16 protein-coding genes are annotated in these 19,339 nt (G+C 72.3%); 6 read left to right on the top strand and 10 right to left on the bottom strand.

The window, feature by feature from the left end:
• Positions 1-55 precede the first annotated feature (55 nt).
• Positions 56-424, top strand: coding sequence for a four-helix bundle copper-binding protein (locus AB0946_RS11255; protein WP_103809988.1), 369 nt, complete (start codon positions 56-58; stop codon positions 422-424).
• A 61-nt stretch (positions 425-485) separates the two neighbouring features.
• Here AB0946_RS11255 and AB0946_RS11250 read toward each other — a convergent pair whose 3' ends face one another.
• Positions 486-1,811, bottom strand: coding sequence for an LCP family protein (locus AB0946_RS11250; RefSeq protein ID WP_366760319.1), 1,326 nt, complete (start codon positions 1,809-1,811; stop codon positions 486-488).
• A 119-nt stretch (positions 1,812-1,930) separates the two neighbouring features.
• On the opposite strand from AB0946_RS11250, the gene AB0946_RS11245 reads away from it, so the two are divergent.
• Entirely contained in the window at positions 1,931-2,491 is a 561-nt protein-coding gene (locus AB0946_RS11245) for an acyl-CoA thioesterase (RefSeq protein WP_366760318.1), read from the top strand.
• 30 nt (positions 2,492-2,521) lie between these two features.
• On the opposite strand, the gene AB0946_RS11240 is transcribed toward AB0946_RS11245, so the two are convergent.
• The gene (locus tag AB0946_RS11240) at positions 2,522-3,889 is read right to left on the bottom strand and encodes an LCP family protein (RefSeq protein ID WP_366760688.1); all 1,368 of its coding nucleotides are present in this window, start codon (positions 3,887-3,889) and stop codon (positions 2,522-2,524) included.
• Positions 3,890-4,170: 281 nt separating this feature from the next.
• On the opposite strand from AB0946_RS11240, the gene AB0946_RS11235 reads away from it, so the two are divergent.
• Positions 4,171-5,202 (top strand): glycosyltransferase family 2 protein, encoded by a 1,032-nt coding sequence (locus tag AB0946_RS11235; protein ID WP_366760317.1) that lies wholly within the window; start codon positions 4,171-4,173, stop codon positions 5,200-5,202.
• A 63-nt stretch (positions 5,203-5,265) separates the two neighbouring features.
• On the opposite strand, the gene AB0946_RS11230 is transcribed toward AB0946_RS11235, so the two are convergent.
• From AB0946_RS11230 to AB0946_RS11215, 4 genes are all read right to left on the bottom strand, one after another.
• Positions 5,266-6,924, bottom strand: coding sequence for an LCP family protein (locus tag AB0946_RS11230; RefSeq protein ID WP_366760316.1), 1,659 nt, complete (start codon positions 6,922-6,924; stop codon positions 5,266-5,268).
• Positions 6,925-7,006: 82 nt separating this feature from the next.
• Positions 7,007-8,764, bottom strand: a complete 1,758-nt coding sequence (locus tag AB0946_RS11225; RefSeq protein WP_366760315.1) for an LCP family protein — start codon at positions 8,762-8,764, stop codon at positions 7,007-7,009.
• A gap of 252 nt (positions 8,765-9,016) precedes the next feature.
• On the bottom strand, positions 9,017-10,204 hold the full coding sequence (locus AB0946_RS11220) for an LCP family protein (RefSeq protein ID WP_366760314.1): 1,188 nt from the start codon (positions 10,202-10,204) through the stop codon (positions 9,017-9,019).
• Between the two features lie 105 nt (positions 10,205-10,309).
• Positions 10,310-11,065 (bottom strand): TIGR03089 family protein, encoded by a 756-nt coding sequence (locus AB0946_RS11215; RefSeq protein WP_366760313.1) that lies wholly within the window; start codon positions 11,063-11,065, stop codon positions 10,310-10,312.
• A 111-nt stretch (positions 11,066-11,176) separates the two neighbouring features.
• Here AB0946_RS11215 and AB0946_RS11210 point away from each other — a divergent pair, with 111 nt between their 5' ends.
• Both AB0946_RS11210 and AB0946_RS11205 read left to right on the top strand, forming a co-directional pair.
• Entirely contained in the window at positions 11,177-12,640 is a 1,464-nt protein-coding gene (locus tag AB0946_RS11210) for a peptidoglycan recognition protein (protein ID WP_366760312.1), read from the top strand.
• 169 nt (positions 12,641-12,809) lie between these two features.
• A complete protein-coding gene (locus AB0946_RS11205) occupies positions 12,810-13,892 on the top strand; it encodes an NDP-sugar synthase (protein ID WP_366760311.1) in 1,083 nt (360 codons plus the stop codon).
• Positions 13,893-14,162: 270 nt separating this feature from the next.
• On the opposite strand, the gene AB0946_RS11200 is transcribed toward AB0946_RS11205, so the two are convergent.
• The 4 genes from AB0946_RS11200 to AB0946_RS11185 all read right to left on the bottom strand — a co-directional run bounded on the left by AB0946_RS11200 (position 14,163) and on the right by AB0946_RS11185 (position 18,198).
• Positions 14,163-15,185, bottom strand: a complete 1,023-nt coding sequence (locus AB0946_RS11200; RefSeq protein ID WP_366760310.1) for a DNA-3-methyladenine glycosylase 2 family protein — start codon at positions 15,183-15,185, stop codon at positions 14,163-14,165.
• A gap of 190 nt (positions 15,186-15,375) precedes the next feature.
• The gene (locus AB0946_RS11195) at positions 15,376-16,701 is read right to left on the bottom strand and encodes a coenzyme F420-0:L-glutamate ligase (RefSeq protein WP_366760309.1); all 1,326 of its coding nucleotides are present in this window, start codon (positions 16,699-16,701) and stop codon (positions 15,376-15,378) included.
• Complete coding sequence (cofD, locus tag AB0946_RS11190) at positions 16,698-17,657, bottom strand: 2-phospho-L-lactate transferase (protein ID WP_366760308.1); 960 nt, start codon at positions 17,655-17,657, stop codon at positions 16,698-16,700. The genes AB0946_RS11195 and cofD overlap by 4 nt, the downstream gene beginning before the upstream one ends.
• 34 nt (positions 17,658-17,691) lie before the next feature.
• Positions 17,692-18,198 carry a cysteine dioxygenase family protein gene (locus AB0946_RS11185; RefSeq protein ID WP_366760307.1) on the bottom strand — a complete coding sequence of 169 codons (507 nt, stop codon included), beginning with the start codon at positions 18,196-18,198 and terminating at the stop codon, positions 17,692-17,694.
• Between the two features lie 688 nt (positions 18,199-18,886).
• On the opposite strand from AB0946_RS11185, the gene AB0946_RS11180 reads away from it, so the two are divergent.
• Positions 18,887-19,150, top strand: coding sequence for a WhiB family transcriptional regulator (locus AB0946_RS11180; protein ID WP_003975777.1), 264 nt, complete (start codon positions 18,887-18,889; stop codon positions 19,148-19,150).
• The last annotated feature ends 189 nt before the right edge of the window (positions 19,151-19,339 follow it).

Genomic DNA, 19,339 nt, shown 5'->3' with positions numbered 1-19,339 from the left:
ACTACGGAAGCACACGGGACCCCTCCCGGGTCCCACCTGCCTCCGTGGAGGAGCCATGACCCAGTCCCAGTCCGGAATGATGCCCGCCCTCACGCAGCAGATGCAGGACTGCATCGACGCCTGCATGAACTGCCACAACATCTGCGAGGAGGCCATGAGCTCCTGCATGCAGCAGGGCGGCCAGGCGCAGATGCAGATCATGCGCGCGCTCATGGACTGCTCCGAGACGACCCGGATGTGCGCCGACATGATGATGCGGCGCTCGCCCATGGCCGGCGAGATGTGCGCCGTCTGCGCGCGGGCCTGTGACATGTGCGCCGAGGCGTGTATGTCCATGCCCGACGACCAGATGATGATGCGCTGCGCCGAGGCGTGTCGCCGCTGCGCGGAGACCTGCCGGGCGATGGCGGGCGCCAGCATGTGAGCCACCCCCGGCATGGCCGAGGGCACCCCGCGGGGTGCCCTCGGACCGGTGCGTGACGGCCTCAGTTGCCGGAGACGGTGACCTTCTCGTCGTTGTTCAGCTCGTTGACCAGGGTCTTCACCTTGGCCTTGTCCCAGACGAGGTTGCCGCCCACGGAGCCGGAGATCGGCATGTTCATCGAGGTGCCGTCACCGCCGCTGACGCCCTTCATCGCCCAGAACATCGAGCCCAGGTCCCACAGCGACATGTCCTTGTCGACGATCAGGGAGTCCAGGCCCGCGCCCATGGTCGGGTAGAACTTGAACGGGTTGAGGATCGTCGACGGGGTCGCCACCTGGTGGGCCAGCGCGGCCAGGAACTTCTGCTGGTTCTTGGTGCGCTGGAGGTCGGACGCGGCGAACGCGTGCCGGGTACGGACGAACGCGAGCGCCTGCTGGCCGTTCAGGATCTGCTTGCCGGCCTTGAAGTCGGCGCCCGACCACTTGTCCTTGAAGCCCTTGTCGATGGTGATGTCGACGCCGCCCACCGCGTCCACGATGCTGGCGAAGCCCTGGAAGCCGATCTCGACGTAGTGGTCGATGCGCAGCCCGGTGTTGGCCTCGATCGTGCGGACGAGCAGCGTCGGCCCGTCCTCGGCGTAGGTGGCGTTCAGCTTGGTGTGCCGCCCCTGCGCCGGGTAGGTCTTCCCGGACGTCGAGCCCTGGTACGACGGGACCACCACGTCCGAGTCGCGCGGCAGCGAGATCAGCGTGTCGCCGTTGCCGCCGACGTGCAGGATCATCATCGAGTCCGTGCGCTTGCCCTCGGCGCCGCCGGTGTGCAGCTTCTTCTCGTCCTCCTTGGACAGGCCCTCACGGCTGTCCGAGCCGACGATCAGGTAGTTCGTGCCGTCGCCGCCCTCCGGCCGGTCGATGACCTTCGACAGGTCCACCTCGCGGCGCAGCTTGGAGTCGGCCCAGAAGTAGGTCGCGATCGAGGTGACGACCAGCACGGTCGCCAGGGTGATCGCCGTCCACTTGATGCGGCGCCGCCAGTTCGGCGCGGGGCGCGGTGCCCGGGTGGGCGCCCCCGCCGTGCCGCCCGGGCCCCGGCCGCCGGAGCCGCCGTAGACCTGGCCGGTGTTGTAGCCGCTGTCGTAGTCGCCGTAGCCGGCGCCCTCCTCGTGCCCCTGGCCGTCGACGTACGACGGCTGCCGCGGCACACCGGCCCCGTACGGCGGCGCCGCCGGGCCGGGGTCGCCGTACGCCGAGCGCGGTCCGGGCGGTACCGCCGGGCCGCGCTGCACCTGACGCATCACGCGGGCCCCCTCCGGCTGTGCGCCGGCACTGCCGCGTCCGTAGCGCGGGCCGCGGTTGTCGTCGGACCATCCCTCGGGCCAGTCATTCATGCGCCCCAGTGTGCAGGGCCCGGCCATGTGCTCGACAAGGGATGTGGGGAAATCAGGGCCTCGCTGTTGCGAACCCGACACAAAGTCCGCGAAAGAGGCTTCGGCATAAGGTAGGGGGCATGACAGACCAGGTCACGGACACGGATCCGGCGATGGAACCGGACATCCCGGGCAAGCCCACGTCCGCCTCGCGCACCACCCTCAGCCACATCATGACCCACAACGACACCAACCTGCTGGGGACCGTGCACGGTGGCGTGATCATGAAGCTCGTCGACGACGCGGCGGGCGCCGTGGCGGGCCGGCACTCCGGCGGTCCCGCCGTCACCGCGTCCATGGACGAGATGGTGTTCCTCGAGCCGGTCCGCGTCGGCGACCTGGTCCACGTCAAGGCGCAGGTGAACTGGACCGGCCGGACCTCGATGGAGATCGGCGTCCGGGTCCTCGCCGAGCGCTGGAACGAGTCGGACCCGGCCACCCAGGTGGGCTCCGCCTACCTGGTCTTCACGGCCGTCGACGCCGACGGCAAGCCGCGCCGGGTGCCGCCGGTGATACCCGAGACCGACCGCGACCGCCGCCGCTACCAGGAGGCCCAGATCCGCCGCACCCACCGCCTGGCCCGCCGCCGGGCGATCAGGGAGCTGCGCGAGAAGCGGGCCGCGGAGGGCTTCGAGGACTGAGGACCGGTCCAGGCAGGACTGGAGACGGCCTCAGCAGGTGACCTCGTTGCCCCGCACGACACTCTGCTCCGGCTGCGCCGGGTCGTCGAACCGCACCTTCCGCACGTTCGTGAACTCCGCCCCGGCCGTCACCTTCAGCAGCGGTCCCTGGCCCGGCACGGCCCGCAGCTCGCTGCCCGGCAGCGCCGCGGCCAGGGACCGGGCGGAGCGGTCCCAGCGGGGGTCGTAGAAGACGACCGTGCGCGCCACCCGGGCGGGCGCGGTCACCGGCCGGCGGGTGGTGGCGAAGCCGGTCGCCGCGAGCTCCGCGTCGACGCGCTTGGCCAGCCCCACGGTGCCGCTGCCGTTCGCCACCTGGACCCGGATGGTGTCCGGGGACACCTCCACCGGCACCGGGGTGCGTGCCGGGTCACGGCGCGGCTGCTCCCCGGCGAGCGACTTGTCGTCCCGCAGCGCCCCGAACAGCCGCTCCGCCTTGGCCGGGTCCCACTTCAGGGTCGAGCCGATGCCCTTGACCGGGTAGTCCATCCGGCCGATCGGGACGGTGGTGAACTCCGACGAGGACGGCGAGAAGTTCCGCATCGCGCGGCCGAGGTCGAGCAGTTCGTCGGTGCCGAAGCCCGCGTCGGCGCGGACGGAGCCGAGCACCGCCCGGGTCACGTCCCGGAACCGCATCGGGTTCAGCAGCACCCCGGAGGAGGTCGCCTTGTCCAGCAGGGCGGCCAGGAACCGCTGCTGCCGCTTCATCCGGCCCAGGTCGCTGGCCGCGTCGACGTGCCGGGCCCGTACGTACTGCAGCGCCTGCCCGCCCCGGAGGGTGTAGGTGCCGGGCGCGAGGTCGAGCCCGGTGTACCGGTCCTTCAGCGGCGTGGGCGTGCACACCTTGACCCCGCCGAGCACGTCCACGGTCTTCATGAAGCTGGTGAAGTCGACCTCCAGATAGTGGTCGATCTTCACGTGGGTCATGCTCTCGACCGTGCGGATGGTCAGCTGGGGCCCGCCCTCGGCGTAGGCCGCGTTGAGCCTGACCGGGTGCGGACCGTGCCGTTGCCCCGTGTTCTGGTCGACGTGCGCGGGCATCTCGGCGTAGGAGTCGCGCGGCAGGCTGACCACGGTGGCCCGCTCCCGGTCTTCCGCGATGTGCACGATCATCATGGTGTCGGTGCAGTGACAGGGGGCCCCGCCCAGCCGGTAGGCCCGCCGGTCCGCCTCGCTGAGCTTGTCGCGGCCGTCGGTGCCGACCAGCAGGACGTTCATGCCGTGCCCGGCCCGGGGCCGGTTCTTCATGTCCTTGAAGGCGTCGATCCGGGCGATGCCCGCGTCCAGGCTGGCGACCACCGCGTGCCCGATCCCGGCGGAGGCGAGCACCACGACCGACAGCGTGGTGACCGCCCGCATGGCCCAGCGGGGCCGCCGCGGCGGCCGGACCGTCCGTACCTGCCGCTCGGGCGGGCGCGGCACCCGGCGGGGCGGCCGCGGGCGGCGCTGCGGGCTGGGAGCCCCTCCCACGCTTCTGGTGGTGGAGGAGGGGGACCGGGGCGGGCTGGGCAAAGGGGACACCTCCGGACGAGGCCGTACGTGGGATCCGTGAGCACAGTAGGCCGATACGATCTCCAGCCCGCGCCGCAGGCCCGGCGGCGCGCACCCGTATCCCCCGTTCGCGGTAACGTGAGGCCCCTATGAACGCCAAGCCCGACGTGCGGCTCCCCGCAGTGTCCGTGATCATGCCCGTCCTCAACGAGGAGCGGCATCTGCGCGGGGCCGTCCAAGCGATCCTCGCGCAGGAGTACGCCGGCGAGATGGAGGTCGTGATCGCCCTCGGTCCGTCCACGGACCGCACGGACGAGATCGCCGCCGAGCTGGTCGCCGAAGACCCGCGCGTGCACACCGTCCCGAACCCCACCGGCCGCACGCCCGCGGCGCTGAACGCGGCGATCAAGGCCTCCCGGCACCCGATCGTGGTCCGCGTCGACGGCCACGGCATGCTCTCGCCGAACTACATCGCGACCGCCGTACGGCTCCTGGAGGAGACCGGCGCGCAGAACGTCGGCGGCATCATGCACGCCGAGGGCGAGACCGACTGGGAGCACGCGGTGGCCGCCGCGATGACCTCGAAGATCGGCGTCGGCAACGCGGCGTTCCACACCGGCGGCCAGGCCGGCCCCGCCGAGACGGTCTACCTCGGCGTCTTCCGCCGCGAGGCGCTGGAGCAGCAGGGCGGCTACAACGAGGAGTTCATCCGCGCCCAGGACTGGGAGCTGAACTTCCGCATCCGTGAGGCGGGCGGGCTCATCTGGTTCTCGCCCGAGCTGAGGGTGTCGTACCGGCCGCGGCCGTCGGTGCGGGCGCTGGCCAAGCAGTACAAGGACTACGGCCGCTGGCGGCACGTCGTCGCCCGCTACCACTCCGGCTCGATCAACCTGCGCTACCTGGCGCCGCCCACGGCGGTGTGCGCGATAGCCGCGGGCCTGGTCGTCGGCGCCGCGCTGACCCCGTGGGGCTTCGTGATCCCCGGTGGCTACCTGGCCGCGATCGTCGCGGGCTCCCTCCCGGCCGGCAGGGGGCTGCCGGCGAAGGCCCGGCTGCAGATCCCGGTGGCCCTCGCCACCATGCACATGTCGTGGGGCTGGGGCTTCCTGACCAGTCCGAAGTCCCTGGCGAAGAGGGTCATCGCCTCCCGGCGGCCCGCGGTCGTGGACGCCGCCGCCTGACGCACGCACGAAGGGGCCCCTCCCGGCGCGGGAGGGGCCCCTTCGTTGCGTGCCGGGACGTCGCTACCACTGATAGGGGCCGTACACGTCCATGCAGTCCCCCTTGTCCGAGGCGTTGACGGCGTCGGTGCCCTCGGGCAGGTCGCCCGCCTTCGGCGCGGACTGCTTGGGGTAGCCGCTGCCCGAGCGCCAGTCCGCGCCGACGACGACGGTGACCCCCGACACGTCGGTCGACTTCTTGACCGCGCTCATCGGGATGCCCAGCGCCTTGGCCACCGCCTGGGCGTCACCCTCCAGGTCCGCGCTCGGGTACCGCACCACCGTCTTGTCCTCGGCCAGGCTCCCGGAGGTGTCGGCCTGCGCCCGTGTGTAGCCCTTCTGCACGAGCACCTGGCCGATCGCCGACGCCCGCTGCTGCACCGGGGCCTCGGTGTCGGTACGGGTGGCGTTCTGCACCAGCACCCCGAGCCGGCCCGGGTCGAGCGAGGGCTTCCTGGCGGGCTCGTCGTCGCCCGTGTCCTTCTTCGGCCCGGACTCCCCGCCGTTCTTGTCGAGCGGCACGTCGTCCTGGAGCATCCGCCACACCTTGGCGGCCTTGTCGTCGTCGGGTACGACGTGGTTGTCCGGGTCGTGCGGGTCGGGGATGTTGGGCATCGTCAGGCTGGTGATGCGGTCGGTCGGCACCGACTTCATCTCCATGCCCAGGTCGTACAGCTTCTTGACCGTGCCGATCTCCTCCGAGACCTTGAGGGACTTGGTGGCCGCGTCGGCCAGGTCCATCAGCCGGCCGGTGTCGGTGAACACGTTCTGCTGCTTCAGCGTGCGGACCATCGAGTTCAGGTACATGTGCTGGGCGCGGGCCCGCATCAGGTCGCTGCCCCAGGCGTGCCGGGTGCGCAGCCACTGGAGTGCCTTCTCGCCCTTCACCTTGTGCGAGCCCCTGGTCAGCTTCAGACCGGAGCCGCCGCGCTGACGGGGCGTGGAGTGGTCCCAGACGTTCTGCTTCACGCACACCTCGACGCCCCCGATGGCGTCCGCCATCCGCACCACGCCCGCGAAGTCGATCGTCATCCAGTGGTCGATGTAGACCCCGGTGAGGTTCTCCCAGGTGAGCAGGGTGCAGCCGGCCCCACCGCGGGCCAGGCTGACGTTGATGATGTCGTTCGTCGCCGGATAGACGTGGTCGGTCTTGGGGTCCGTGCACTCGGGGATGTCCACCCGGGTGTCCCGCGGGATGCTCACCATGGCGGCGCTCTTGCGGTCCGCCGAGAGGTGGATGAGCATCTGCACGTCACCGAGCGGCGGGTCGCCGACGTGGTCCTTGCTGCCGCCGAGCTTCAGGTTCTCCTTGGAGTTCCGGCTGTCGGAGCCGATCAGCAGGATGTTCAGTGGGGTCTGGCCGGCCGCGTTCGGGCGGGTCCGGTGCGCCTTGGAGTCGTCGCCGTTGGCCCGCTTGCCCTTCTGGATGTTGCTGTTGAGATGCTGGTAGTAGAGGTATCCGGCACCGGCCGTGCCGAGTATCACCACCGCCAGCACGGTGGCCGACCAGCGCAGCACGCGCCGTCTGCGCCGCCGCGCGGTCTTCGGACCGCCCGCCCGCCGTCCGCCGCCGCGCCCGCCGCCGTGCCGGCCGGAACGCGCCGGCGCGTCCGAGTTCCTCGGCGCGAGCGACTTCGTGTCCTCGACCGCCGGAGCCTCCCCGCGCACCTCGCTCTGCGCCAAACTCCCTGCCCTCCCCACCCTTGCGCCAAGCAACGGGCCCGTCCCGCGTCCGGTTAGACGCTTGACGGGCCCCTAGGGTTACCTACGCGGCGCACTTCACCTTGTCTGCCGTCGACTTGTCGACGTCCGGGGCCTTCGTCGGCGCCGTCAGGGAGACCCCCGCTCCCTTGAAGTCCTTGCCCAGGGTCAGCGTCATCGCCGGCAGTCCCTGGGAGTTGGTCACGCTCTCGCCCGGCTTCAGCGCGGCACCGGACAGGCCCATGATCGCGGCCAGCCGGCGTGCCTGGGCCGCCTGGTCGGGCGCGTACTCCAGCGTGGTCTTGGCCAACTGGTCAGGCGCGTTGCCCGCGTTCTCCGACTTGGTGACGCCCTCGTCGTTCTGCAGCCAGTTGAGCACCGCCTGGGCGCTGCCGGCCTGGGCCCCGCCGTTGAGGATGCGCACCCGCACCTCGGAGGCGGGCGCCTTGGTGCCCTTCAGCCGGGCGGCCTGCGCGTCCTTCGCCGCCTTCTCCTTCTTCTTCACGTCGGTGAAGGAGACGTCGTTCCTGATGGCGTCGAAGACCGCCGGGGCCTTCGCGTCGTTGAGCACGACCGTGGCGTGGACCTTCTCGGCCGGGTTGTCCACGACCGGCACCGTGGTGAAGGCCAGGTTCTTCGGGTTGAGCTTGCCCAGCTCCAGACCCAGGTCCTTCAGCTTGCCGATGCTCTTGAGCTTGTCGTCGACGGTGAGCGCCTTGGTGCCCGCCTCCGCCAGCTTCACCATCTTCGTCGGGCTGGTGAGCGTGTCGTTGCCCTTCAGCTTGCGCATCAGCGCGCCCAGGAACTGCTGCTGGAGCCCGATCCGGCTCAGGTCGCCGCCGAAGCCGACGGAGTGCCGGGTGCGCACGAACGCCAGCGCCTGCTCGCCGGAGATCCGGTGCGTGCCCTTGGACAGCTTCAGGTGCGACTTCGGGTCGTCGATGTCCTTGGCCAGACAGACGTCGACACCGTCGACCGCCTCGGTCAGCGTCTTGACCGCGTTGAAGTCGGCGACCATGAAGTCGTCCGGCTTGATCCCGGTCAGCTCGGTCACCGTGCGCATGGTGCAGCTGGGCGTACGGTCGTCCTGGCCGAGGCTCGTGTTGAAGCGGACGCCCTGCGAGCCCGGGATGACCTTCTTGGTGCCGTCCTCCTGCTCGGTCGGGCAGTCCGGGACGTTCACGATCAGGTCGCGCGGGATGCTCAGCGCCGTGGCGTTGGAGCGGTCCTTGGAGACGTGCAGCAGGATCGTGGTGTCGGCGTGCCCGACGCTGCCCGAGTCGCCGTAGCCCTCGTTGCCCGCGCCCGTGCGCTTGTCCGTGCCGATCAGCAGGATGTTGATCGCCTCGTCCTTGCGGAAGCCGCCGGTGCTGGCGCCGTCGTCGGACACGGACGTGATGTTGTCGTTCAGGTGCTTGATGTAGAGGTAGCCGGCGGCCGACACGGCGACCAGCACGAACGCCATGGACCCGCCGGTCCACAGCAGCGCCTTCTTCGCCGTCGACTTCTTCTTCACCGGCCGCCGGGAGGCGCGCCTGCCCTGCGGTGCCTCCGGCTCGGCGCCCCGGCGCCGGGCCGAGCGCGGGGCAGGCACGTTGGTGCCGCGGGCCCGGGGCGTCTGCGGAGTCTCGCCGGGCGTCTGCCGCGCCCGGCCACCCTTCGCGTCACCGCCGTCGGGAGGAGACGGTCTGCGCGGTCCGGGAACCGGCGGCTGCGCTGCGGAAGGGCTCAGTCGCAGTTCGTATTCGCCGGTGTTCGGATTGAGTACCCACTGGTCTGCGGGGTCGATGTTGTCCGCCCGCCCACGGCCTTGCGCGTCCACGGTTGTCCGAATCCTCCGTCGGGGCCACGCGGCGCCTTCCCCCTGCAAGGCGCTCGGGTCTCGCTGAAACAGTGCACGGCCCCGACAAAGCCCGTCGGACCTCGCGGCCAGGTGCACCGGATCGCTCACACTATCCGCCCAGTTCAACGTCGGGCGACGCTGGTGACAAATTCGACATGCCTACAACCGGGCAATCCACCTCATTTTCTGAACGGATTTTCCGAACGACGGTTCACCACCCCGGTGCGCGGCTCACTCACAGGTCTGTTCGGCGGCGGTCCTCCCGCGGAACGTCGGGGCGGGCGAGGGGCCGTCCGCCGCACCCGACCCTGTGTCCTGGCCAGGAACTTCCTGTGCGTTCTCCTGCGTCACCACCACCGGCTGGTCGGCCCGCAGCCGGGCGAACAGCCTCTCGGCCTCCGGCTCCACGAGCTGATCACGGTTGGCGTCGTAGACGTACGACTCCCTCGGCACCGTCAGGAACTGGACACGTTCGATGGGGATGTCGCGCAACCCGCGGACCAACTGGTACAAACCGCGCAGACTCGCCAGTTCCGGATCGGTGGTCAGTGAGGAGGTCGCCGCGTCCAGCACCGGATACAGCTTCACCGGGTTCAGCAGGACGTCACTGCCCCGGACCTTGTTGACGAGCGCGCCGAGGAACCGCTGCTGCCGCTCCATGCGCTCGGTGTCGCTGCCGTTCCCCAGCGACTTGCGGGCGCGCACGAACCCGAGCGCCTGTTCCCCGTCCAGCCTGACCTTCCCCGCGGGCAGCTTCAGCTTCGCCGCCTTGTCGTCCACCGGCTCCTTCAGGCACACCTCCACGCCGTCGACGGCGTCCACCATCTCCTTGAACCCGCTGAAGTCCAGGACCATGTGGTGGTCGACCCGGATACCGGTCAGCTTCTCGACGGTCCGGATCGTGCACGCCGAACCGCCCACCTGGAAGGCGTGGTTGAACATCGCGAACACCGGGTCGCTGCGCCTTCCGTCCTGCTGCCCGCAGGCGGGGATGTCCACCATCAGGTCCCGCGGCAGTGAGACGGCGGTGGCGCTTCGCCGGTCGGCGGCCAGGTGCAGCAGGATCGTGGTGTCCGACCGCTCGGTACCGGCGTCCTTCCCGTACTTGCCGTTGCCGTCCCCGGCCCGGGTGTCGGACCCGATCAGCAGGATGTTCTGCGCGTCCCGCACCAGCGCGGTCGGCCGCTCCCGCTCGTACCGGGCCAGTTCGGCCGCGGCGGCCTCGTCGGCGGTGATGTTGGCGCTGAGCCTGGCGTAGACGGCCCACCCGGCACCGGTGCCCACGACGAGGAGTACGGCCGCCCCCAGCGCGGAGTTCCGCCCCCACCGCCGCCGCCGGCGCCGTACCAGCCCGTCCCCGGTGGCGGAGGCCCCCGCCCCGGGACCGGGACCGACGGGCTTGCCTGCGGTGTCGGTCACGGTAGGGCCATCCCCTCGTGGCGTGCGAGCGTCGCGTCCTGCACTTACGACGATGGCGGGGAGGGGGAGGCGGAGGCGTCCTTTGCTGCTCCAGTCGGGTGACGTCTAGCGCCTTACCGCGGTCACCCTCTCGCTCTCGACCCGCTTGGCGAGCGCCTCCTCGTCCAGCCGGTCCAGGTTCCGGCACAGCACCACCGACCCCCCGACGGCCAGCGGCGAGAACAGCCCCGCGGCTAGCCCGTCCCAGGTGTCGTACGGCAGCCCCGACAGCAACCGGGACCCGGGGCCCGTGAGGCCGAGCGCCCCCGCTTCGGAAACGGCCCGCTCGACGACCTCCGCCCCGCTGGACTCCCGCCCGGCGACGATGAGCGCCGGCTCCTGCGGATCCACCGGAGCGAACGGGACGAACCGGTCGCCCTGGCCCGGGACTTCCACGGCGTAGTCGATGAACCCGGGCGGAGTCTGCGGGAAGCGCCCGCCCAACGGCCGCAGCGCCAGCGCCACTCGCTCACCGGTGCAGGCGCGCGCCGCGTCGAGCGAGTCCGGTCCGCTCACGACGACGTCGGCCGCCGCCGGGTCCCCGGCGACGTCCGCGACCGCGCCCACCGACGAACAGGCCAGCAGCCACACCGCCGTCTGCCAGTGCGCGGGCAGCAGCAGCGCCACCCGGTCACCGGGTCCGGCGGCGAGGTCGCCCTGGAGGAGGTTGGCGGTCTTGGCCACCCAATTGGCGAAGGTGGCCACGGACAGTTCGACGCGTTCGCCCGTGGCGTCGTCGTAGAAGGTCACCAGCGGGCGGCCGGGGTCCGCGGCGAGCGCGGAAGTCAGCAGGTCGGCAGGGGTGCGATCGGTGGCGTTCACCCGGGACAGGGTACGCGCGGGCGAGTGTGCGCGGCGGGCGGCGGGGCCACCGGTTCGGCGGAACGCCTCCCGACAGGCCGCCAGTTCATCGATGGACAGGTATGTACGACTATGTCCAAGATCATGCCCATGCGTGGATTCCTCACCTCCTCTTCTGCCGCCTCCCCGCTCGCCGTCCGTTCGCTCGGCCTCGCCTTCGCCACGGCCCTCGTGCTCGCTCCCGCCCCGCCCGCGTCCGCCGCGACCGTCGCCGCCGCGGCCACTGCGACCCCCGCGGCCGTCCGGGACCAGGCCGCGGTCCCGGGCAGCACGCGGTCGCTGCCGCTCGTCCCGCTCTCCCGCGAGCGGGTCCCCGGCACGGCCCCGGAGCAGGGGCTGTACCGGGCCGGCCTCGAACGGTTCTCGCTGCTCGGCGTGGTCTGGGACGACCCGGACACCGAGCTGCGGGGAGGGGTGCGGGTGCGCACCCGGTCCGCCGTGACGGGGCAGTGGTCCGGCTGGCAGGACGTCGAGACGCACAACGCCGACCACCGGGCCGACCCCGGTACGGCGGAGGGCTCGTCCCGGCGGGTGCGCGGGGCGACGGCGCCGCTGTGGGTGGGGGACTCCGACGGTGTGGAGGTGCGGGTGCGGGCGGCGGGGCCGGGCGGCGGGGACGGCACCGGGCTGCCCTCCGGCAAGCGGGCCGGCAGCGCGGGCGCGTCGCTGCCGCCGGGGCTGCGGCTGGAGCTGGTGGACCCGGGAGCCGGGCCGGCCGCCGGGGAGCGCGGGGGGACCGGACAAGGGCTGCCCCGCAGCCCGCGCGACGACGACCCGCCCCGCACCGCCCTCGACACGGAGGCCGCGCTGGCCGCCTCGGCCGCCAACGCGGACATCACCGCGTTCGGCGCCACCGCGATCCCGGAACTGGACCGGGCGGCCACCGAGCAGGAGCTGACCCGCCTGCAGGGGCCGGTGCGGGGGAAGCCGTACATCGGGCCACGCCCGCGGATCGTCACGCGCCGGGGCTGGGGCGCGGACGAGTCGCTGCGCGAGCGGGGGTTCGTCTACACCAAGAAGATCAAGGCGGCCTTCGTCCACCACACCGCCACGGGCAACGCGTACACCTGCGCCCAGGCCCCCTCCGTCATCCGCGGTATCTACCGCTACCACGTCAAGAGCATGGGCTGGCGGGACATCGGCTACAACTTCCTCGTCGACAAGTGCGGAACCCTCTACGAGGGCCGGGCCGGGGGCGTCGCCAAGGCGGTGCTGGGCGCGCACACCCTCGGTTTCAACACCAACAGCATGGGCATCGCCGTGATCGGCACCTACGGCGCGGCCAAGCCGTCGAGCGCCGCGGTGACGGCCGTCGCCCGGCTCACCGCGTGGAAGCTCGGGCTCTACGGGGCCGACCCGAACGGAAGGACATATCTCACGTCGGGCGGTGGCAACCTCTACCCCAAGGGGAAGAACGTACGACTGCACGTGATCTCCGGCCATCGCGACGGGTTCGCCACGGAGTGCCCCGGCAAACGGCTCTACGCCAAGCTCGGCACGGCCCGCTCAAGCGCGGCGAGGTACCAGGGGCGCTGAGGCCGGAGCGGGGCGGCCGGAGCGGGGGCGGCCGGGGGAAACCGCACGCCGATCTCGCGGTTCACCGCGCGGCCATCGAAGGCGTCGTCGCACGGTCTGCATACACTGACCGGCCGAAACGAGTGTGACGAGTGGTTCGACCGGTCCCGGCAGGAAGCAGAGACGACAGGTGACAGAAGCGATCCTCCTGGTCGGCGGCAAAGGCACCCGGCTGCGGCCGCTCACGGTGCACACACCCAAGCCGATGGTCCCGGCCGCAGGGGTGCCGTTCCTCACCCACCAGCTGGCGCGCGCCCGGGCGGCGGGCGTCGAGCACATCGTCCTCGCCACCAGCTATCTGGCCGAGGTCTTCGAGCCGTACTTCGGCGACGGCTCCGCGCTGGGCCTGCACATCGAGTACGTGACCGAGGAGGAGCCGCTCGGCACGGGCGGAGCCATCCGCAACGTCGCCGCCCGTCTGCACTCCGGTCCCGACGACCCGGTGCTGATCTTCAACGGGGACATCCTGACGGGGCTGGACATCGGGGCCCTCGTGGACACCCACGAGTCGACGGGAGCGGACGTCTCCCTCCATCTGACGCAGGTGACGGACCCGCGTGCCTACGGCCTCGTGCCGACCGACGGGACCGGCCGCGTCCTGGCCTTCCTGGAGAAGCCGCAGACGCCGGAGGAGATCGTCACCGACCAGATCAACGCGGGGGCGTACGTCTTCCGCCGCTCGGTCATCGACACCATCCCGGCGGGCCGGCCGGTGTCCGTGGAACGCGAGACCTTCCCCGGCCTCCTGGCGGCCGGCGCGCATCTGCAGGGCATGGTCGACTCCACCTACTGGCTCGACCTCGGCACCCCGGCCGCGTTCGTCCGCGGCTCGGCCGACCTCGTCCTGGGCCGGGCCCCCTCCCCGGCGGTCCCCGGCCGCTGCGGCGACCGGCTCGTACTGCCGACGGCCACGGTGGCGCCCGACGCCAAGCTGACCGGCGGCACCGTGGTGGGCGAGGGCGCGTTCGTGGCGCAGGGCGCGCGGATCTTCGGCTCCACGATCCTGCCGGGCGCCGTCATCGAACCCGGAGCCGTCATCACCGACTCCCTCATCGGCGCCCGGGCCCGCGTCGGCGAACGCTCCGTCCTGACCGGGACGGTCATCGGCGACGGCGCGGTCGTGGGCGCCGACAACGAACTCCGGGACGGCGCGCGGGTCTGGTGCGATGCCCGTATCCCGGCGGGAGCGGTGCGTTTCTCCTCCGACCAGTAAGGCACGGAGCCGACGCGCCACCGGATGCCGTCCGCGGCCCGTGGCGGGTCGCCCGCTCAGCACCCCGCGCCCCCGGGGAACGGCGGCGCCGTCGGCCGCACAGTGCCGCTCGCACCCGCGCAGCCGCGGGCAGTCGTGCCGCTGGGGGGTACCCCCTCCGGGGGAGGCACCCGGCCGGCGCCGGTGAACTGACCCCAGGCCCGGCGGCAGCCCCGGCACCGGCAGGCGCGAGCGACATCGCCGTCCAGCCCGGCGCCAGCCCAACGCGGGTCAGAGCAACCCGATGTCCACCCGCCGCATCTTCGGCGTCCGCCGCGCCGGTACACGCCCGCTCAGCAGGATCAACCGAGCCGCCCGGTGCCGCTGCCCGGCATACGGTTCGAGCAGGCGCAGCATCTCCGCGTCGTCGGCCTCCCGGTTCCCGTCCAGCGCCCACCCCACGATCCCGGGCAGGTGCAGGTCCCCGACGGTCACCGCGTCCGCCGCCCCATGACTGCGCTGCACCACTTCCGCCGACGTCCACGGCCCCACCCCCGGCACGACCTCCAACCGCGCCCGGGCCTCAGCCGCCGGCATCCCCACGGCCTGCTCCAGCCGCGCGGCGACCCGCACGGCCCGCAGGATCGTGGACGCCCGCTTGTCGTCGACCCCGGCCCGGTGCCACTCCCAGGACGGGATCAGCGCCCAGGTCCGCGGCGCCGGCATCACCCACATCGGCCGTTCACCGACGCCCGCCGGGCCCGGCGCAGGCTCCCCGAACCTGCGGACGAGGCGCCGCCACGCCCGGTACGCCTCGTCGGTGGTGACCTTCTGCTCCAGCACGGACGGGATCAGCGACTCCAGCACCAGCCCCGTCCGGGTCAGTCTCAGCCCCGGCCGCCGGTGCCGCGCCAGCGCGACCACCCGGTGCCGCGGCACGAACGCCCCGGGATCGTCACCGGCACCGAGCAGCTCCGGCAACTGCTCCAGCAGCCACGCGGCACCCGGTCCCCACGCCTCGCCGAACACCTCGCCGCCGTACGCCCGCACCCGCAGCGTCCCCGGCCCGGCGGGCGTACGGCAGGCCCGCCACACGGACCCGTCGGCCGTGGCCCGGAAGGTCGGGTCGGCGGGGCCGCGCCGGAGCGGCCCGAGGGTCAGCCCGAGGTCCAGCGGCCCGTCCGGCACCCACCGCCGTACCCGCGCGGGCACCGCACCCTGCCGCGGTATCCCGGCGGCGGCCCCCGCCGGCACGGCGACATGCCCGCCGCGCACGGTCGTGCGCGTGGGCCGCTGGGGGAAACGTCCTGCCACGAGGGGTCCTCTGTGTCCAAAGGGGTGCGGTGCCGCCTACGAGACTAGGGCCTCCCGGTCGGATCATGCCGGGCTCGCGGTGCCAGACCCCGCTCCCTGATCCGGCCTGATCCGAACGAAAGACCCCAGGCGGTCGGCGCGCCCACGGTGCCGCCTCGGACGGGCCGAGACGGACCGGGCCGCGTCGGACTCACCGCACCTCCACGAACGCCTCCGCGTCCCGCGCCGGCCGCGGTCTCGGCTCCTCCGCCGGGTGGCCGACCGCCACCGCGCCCATCGGGTCCCAGTCCGCCGGCAGCCCGAGCACCTCGCGCACCACGTCCCGGCAGAACATCGTGGACGACACCCACGCCGAGCCCAGCCGCTCCCCGGCGAGCGCGACCAGCAGGTTCTGCACGCCCGCGCCCATCGCGACGACGAACATCTCCCGCTCGGCGGCGTCCCGCCGGGCGTCTCCGTAGGTGTGCGAGCCGTCCATGACGAGGCACGGCACGACCAGGTACGGCGCGTTGCGCAGCACGTCACCGCGCCGGATCCGCTTCGCGATGGACTCCTCCGCCTTGCCGTCCCGGCGCAGGTCCTCGATCCAGGCGTCCCGCATCGCGTCGAGCAGCCGTACCCGCGACTCCTCCGACTCCAGCAGCACGAACCGCCACGGTGTGGTGTGGTGCGGGGCGGGCGCGGTGACGGCGGCGGCCACCGCGCGCCGGACCGCGCCGGGGTCCACCGGCTCGTCGGTGAACGCCCGCACGGTACGGCGCTGGGTCACGGCCTCCCGCACGGCCTCGGAGGTGCCGAGCCGGAACATGTCGTCCCGTGCGCCGCGCACCAGGGCCCGGGCCCCGTCCCCGTGCTCGTCGGCCACGGCATGCGGCAGCCCGCGCACCACGGCCACCGGCAGGCCCGCCGCCTTGCCCTTGACCAGGTCGCCGGCGGCGGCCAGCTCGTCCGCCGTGGCGACGACGGTCGCGCTCAGCGGGTTGCCGTGCGCGTCCGCACCCCCGCGCAGGTCGTCCAGCACGCGCACCCCGGCGGCGCCGATCGCGACGTCGGTGAGCCCCGCGCGCCAGGGTCGCCCGAACGTGTCACTGACGACGACGCCGACGTCGACCCCGAGGGCGGCGCGCAGGCCCGCCCGGATCGCGCGCGCGGACGCGTCCGGGTCCTCGGGCAGCAGGAGTACGGTCCCGGCGGGGGTGTTCGAGGCGTCGACCCCGGCGGCGGCCATGACCAGACCCTGCCGGTTCTCCACGATGCGCAGCGGGCCGCGCCGCGCCACGACCCGGACCGTCTCGGCGTCGATCGCGGCCTCCCGGTCGGCCGCCCGCACGACCCGGCCCTCGGCCTTGGAGACGATCTTCGAGGTGACGATCAGCACGTCCCCGTCGGCCAGCCCCGGCTCGGTCGCGGCGATCAGCTTGGCGAGGTCGTCACCCGGCTGCACCTCGGGGATGCCGGGCAGGGCCCAGACGCGGTACCCGGGGCGCCCGGCCCCGGCGGACGCGGTGTCGCTCACGCCCCCCGCACCTCCTCGGCCAGCGCCAGCGCCTCCCGTGCCATCCGCGCGGCCGCGTCCACGTCTGTCATCATCAGCGGCACGGCCCGGCAGCGGATGCCGTCCGCCTCGACCCGCTCGATCGCGCCCGCGTCGACGGTGTCGACCAGCCAGCCGTCCAGCAGCCCGGAGCCGTAGTGCTCGGCGACCGCGGCGGCCGTGGACTCCACGCCGACGGCGGCCAGCACCTTGTCGGCCATGCCCCGCACGGGCGCGTCCCCGACGATCGGGGACAGGCCGACCACGGGCACGCCCGCCTCGGCGATGGCCTCGCGGATGCCGGGCACGGCGAGGATCGTGCCGATGGACACGACCGGGTTGGACGGCGGGAAGAGGATCACGTCCGCCCCGGCGATGGCCTCCAGCACGCCCGGGGCCGGCTTGGACTGCTCGGCGCCGACCGGGACGACCGCCTCGGCCGGGACGGAGGCCCGCAGCCTCACCCAGTACTCCTGGAAGTGGATCGCCTTGCGCTCCCCGTCCAGCTCGACGGCCACGTGCGTCTCGACGCGGTCGTCGGTCATCGGGATCAGCCGCACGCCCGGCTTCCAGCGGTCGCACAGCGCCTCGGTGACCGCGCTCAGCGGATAGCCGGCGCTCAGCATCTGCGTCCGCACGATGTGCGTGGCGAAGTCCCGGTCGCCGAGCCCGAACCACTCCGGGCCGACGCCGTAGGCCGCCAGCTCCTCCTTGAGGTGGAAGGTCTCGTCCGTCCGCCCCCAGCCCTGCTCCTCGTTGATGCCGCCGCCCAGCGTGTACATCACCGTGTCCAGGTCCGGGCAGACCTTGAGACCGAAGAGGTGGATGTCGTCGCCGGTGTTGCCGATGACCGTGACGTCCGCGTCCGGCACGGCCTGCTTCAGACCGCGCAGGAAACGGGCACCGCCGATGCCGCCTGCCAGAACCACAATGCGCATGCGACCAAGTCTTGCAGGCGAGTCCGACAACGCGTCAGGCAGTCACCGGACGCGCCTCGCCGCGCGCCTCGCAGTGGGGGGAGGTGTGCATGGGCATCTCGGTCAGGCCGGGGTAGTACACGTGCAGGCTGACCGCCGGTTCCAGCGCGTCGTTGACGACCTCGTGGACGTACCCCGGCGCGAACACCCGCTGCGCGCCCGCCGCCAGCGCGCGCGTGCCGCGTTCGGTGCGCTCGGTGAGGGTGCCCTCCAGGACGGTGAGGACACCGGAGGAGCGCCCGTGGTCGTGCCGTCCGCTGCCCTGCCCGGGGACCCAGGACAGCAGCCAGACCTCGTAACCGGGGCCGGTGCGCAGCCGGTGGTACCAGCGGGTGGTGGCGTCGTAGCGGACGAGGTGCGCCCACTGGGCGCGGTCGGCGGCGATCGAGCGGGCCAGGCCCGCGAACTCGGCGACGGTGGCCGGGTGCTCGCGCGGCGGCTGGAGCAGGTGCGGGACTTCGAGGATGTCGCCGGCGATCTGGAGGTCGTTGTCGCTGTTCATCGGGGTCGGTGGTCCTCGGTGAAGAGTGGGGGGCCGGAGCCGGGGTGTGGTGCTGGGTGACGCGTACGGTCCGCCCGGGTCACGGGCGGGCGGGGTGCCCTGGATCAGGGATCACGCAGCGTGGGGACGCGGCCGGGCCGGGATGGGCCCGGGGACAGCCGGAGCGGCTTGGCTCAACAGCTGGAACAGCAACAACAGCTACAGCGCGCGCGGGCGGCACCGAGGGACCCGGCGGTGCGGGTCGAGGTGGGTGCCAAGTTCGCGAGCATGCCCACTAGGACATCGGTTCACACTCGCACTGTCAACTCGACGCCCGGTATGTGGGACATGTTTCACCTCATCCGGTTCTTCTGAAAGGTGAAAGGTTTGCTCACCGGGAGGCCGGGACACATGGGGCACATCCGAGCGCTCGAGCCATGCGGAACGGGATCGAACACGGAGGCGTCTTTCTTCGTACAGAGATCTGTACGGGGTCGCGACCGCCCCGTGGCGTCCTGCTGTGTGTCAAGGTTTATGCCGATTTGAACACTTTCCGCACGGCCTTGGTTCCGCAGAGTGAATAACGGACCCAATAGCAGATCTCGGCTTGACTCGCCCGGAGCAGCACACTTGTAATTTCACTCGTGTCGTTCAGCCGAAATCGGTAACGGCTACGCACGGGGACGCGAAAGACAGACGAGGGGCGCACATGACCGAGCTGGTGCAGCAACTGCTGGTCGACGACGCGGACGAGGAACTCGGCTGGCAGGAGCGCGCGCTGTGCGCCCAGACCGACCCCGAGTCCTTCTTCCCCGAGAAGGGCGGCTCCACCAGAGAGGCCAAGAAGGTCTGCCTCGCCTGCGAGGTCCGCTCCGAGTGCCTCGAGTACGCCCTCGCCAACGACGAGCGCTTCGGCATCTGGGGCGGCCTGTCCGAGCGCGAACGCCGCCGTCTGAAGAAGGCCGCCGTGTGACCGCACGGCCGGCCGCCGACCTCGCGAACGGCCCGTCGCCAGTGGGTTGTCCACAGGCGGCGGGCCGTCGTCATGCCCAGCCGATAGTGTGGTCGCTCGTCCGAGACGCCCCGCTGTCCCCTCGACGCACTCGATCCGCTCGACGCACGGGGAGGCAGAGGCGTCCACCGCAGTCCACCGAACCGGGGC

Source organism: Streptomyces sp. NPDC046870, from assembly GCF_040704595.1.
GTDB lineage: Bacteria > Actinomycetota > Actinomycetes > Streptomycetales > Streptomycetaceae > Streptomyces > Streptomyces argyrophylli.
The sequence above is the reverse complement of the archived record's forward strand: the minus strand, read 5'-3'. Positions and strand labels throughout refer to the sequence as shown.

Bases quoted from the DNA above. Each gene is read 5' to 3' on its own strand.
- AB0946_RS11250 (WP_366760319.1), bottom strand. From the start codon at position 1,811: ATGAATGACTGGCCCGAGGGATGGTCCGACGACAACCGCGGCCCGCGC.
- AB0946_RS11210 (WP_366760312.1), top strand. From the start codon at position 11,177: ATGTCCAAGATCATGCCCATGCGTGGATTCCTCACCTCCTCTTCTGCC.
- AB0946_RS11240 (WP_366760688.1), bottom strand. From the start codon at position 3,889: ATGCGGGCGGTCACCACGCTGTCGGTCGTGGTGCTCGCCTCCGCCGGG.
- AB0946_RS11245 (WP_366760318.1), top strand. From the start codon at position 1,931: ATGACAGACCAGGTCACGGACACGGATCCGGCGATGGAACCGGACATC.
- AB0946_RS11185 (WP_366760307.1), bottom strand. From the start codon at position 18,198: ATGAACAGCGACAACGACCTCCAGATCGCCGGCGACATCCTCGAAGTC.
- AB0946_RS11255 (WP_103809988.1), top strand. From the start codon at position 56: ATGACCCAGTCCCAGTCCGGAATGATGCCCGCCCTCACGCAGCAGATG.
- AB0946_RS11235 (WP_366760317.1), top strand. From the start codon at position 4,171: ATGAACGCCAAGCCCGACGTGCGGCTCCCCGCAGTGTCCGTGATCATG.
- cofD (WP_366760308.1), bottom strand. From the start codon at position 17,657: ATGCGCATTGTGGTTCTGGCAGGCGGCATCGGCGGTGCCCGTTTCCTG.
- AB0946_RS11180 (WP_003975777.1), top strand. From the start codon at position 18,887: ATGACCGAGCTGGTGCAGCAACTGCTGGTCGACGACGCGGACGAGGAA.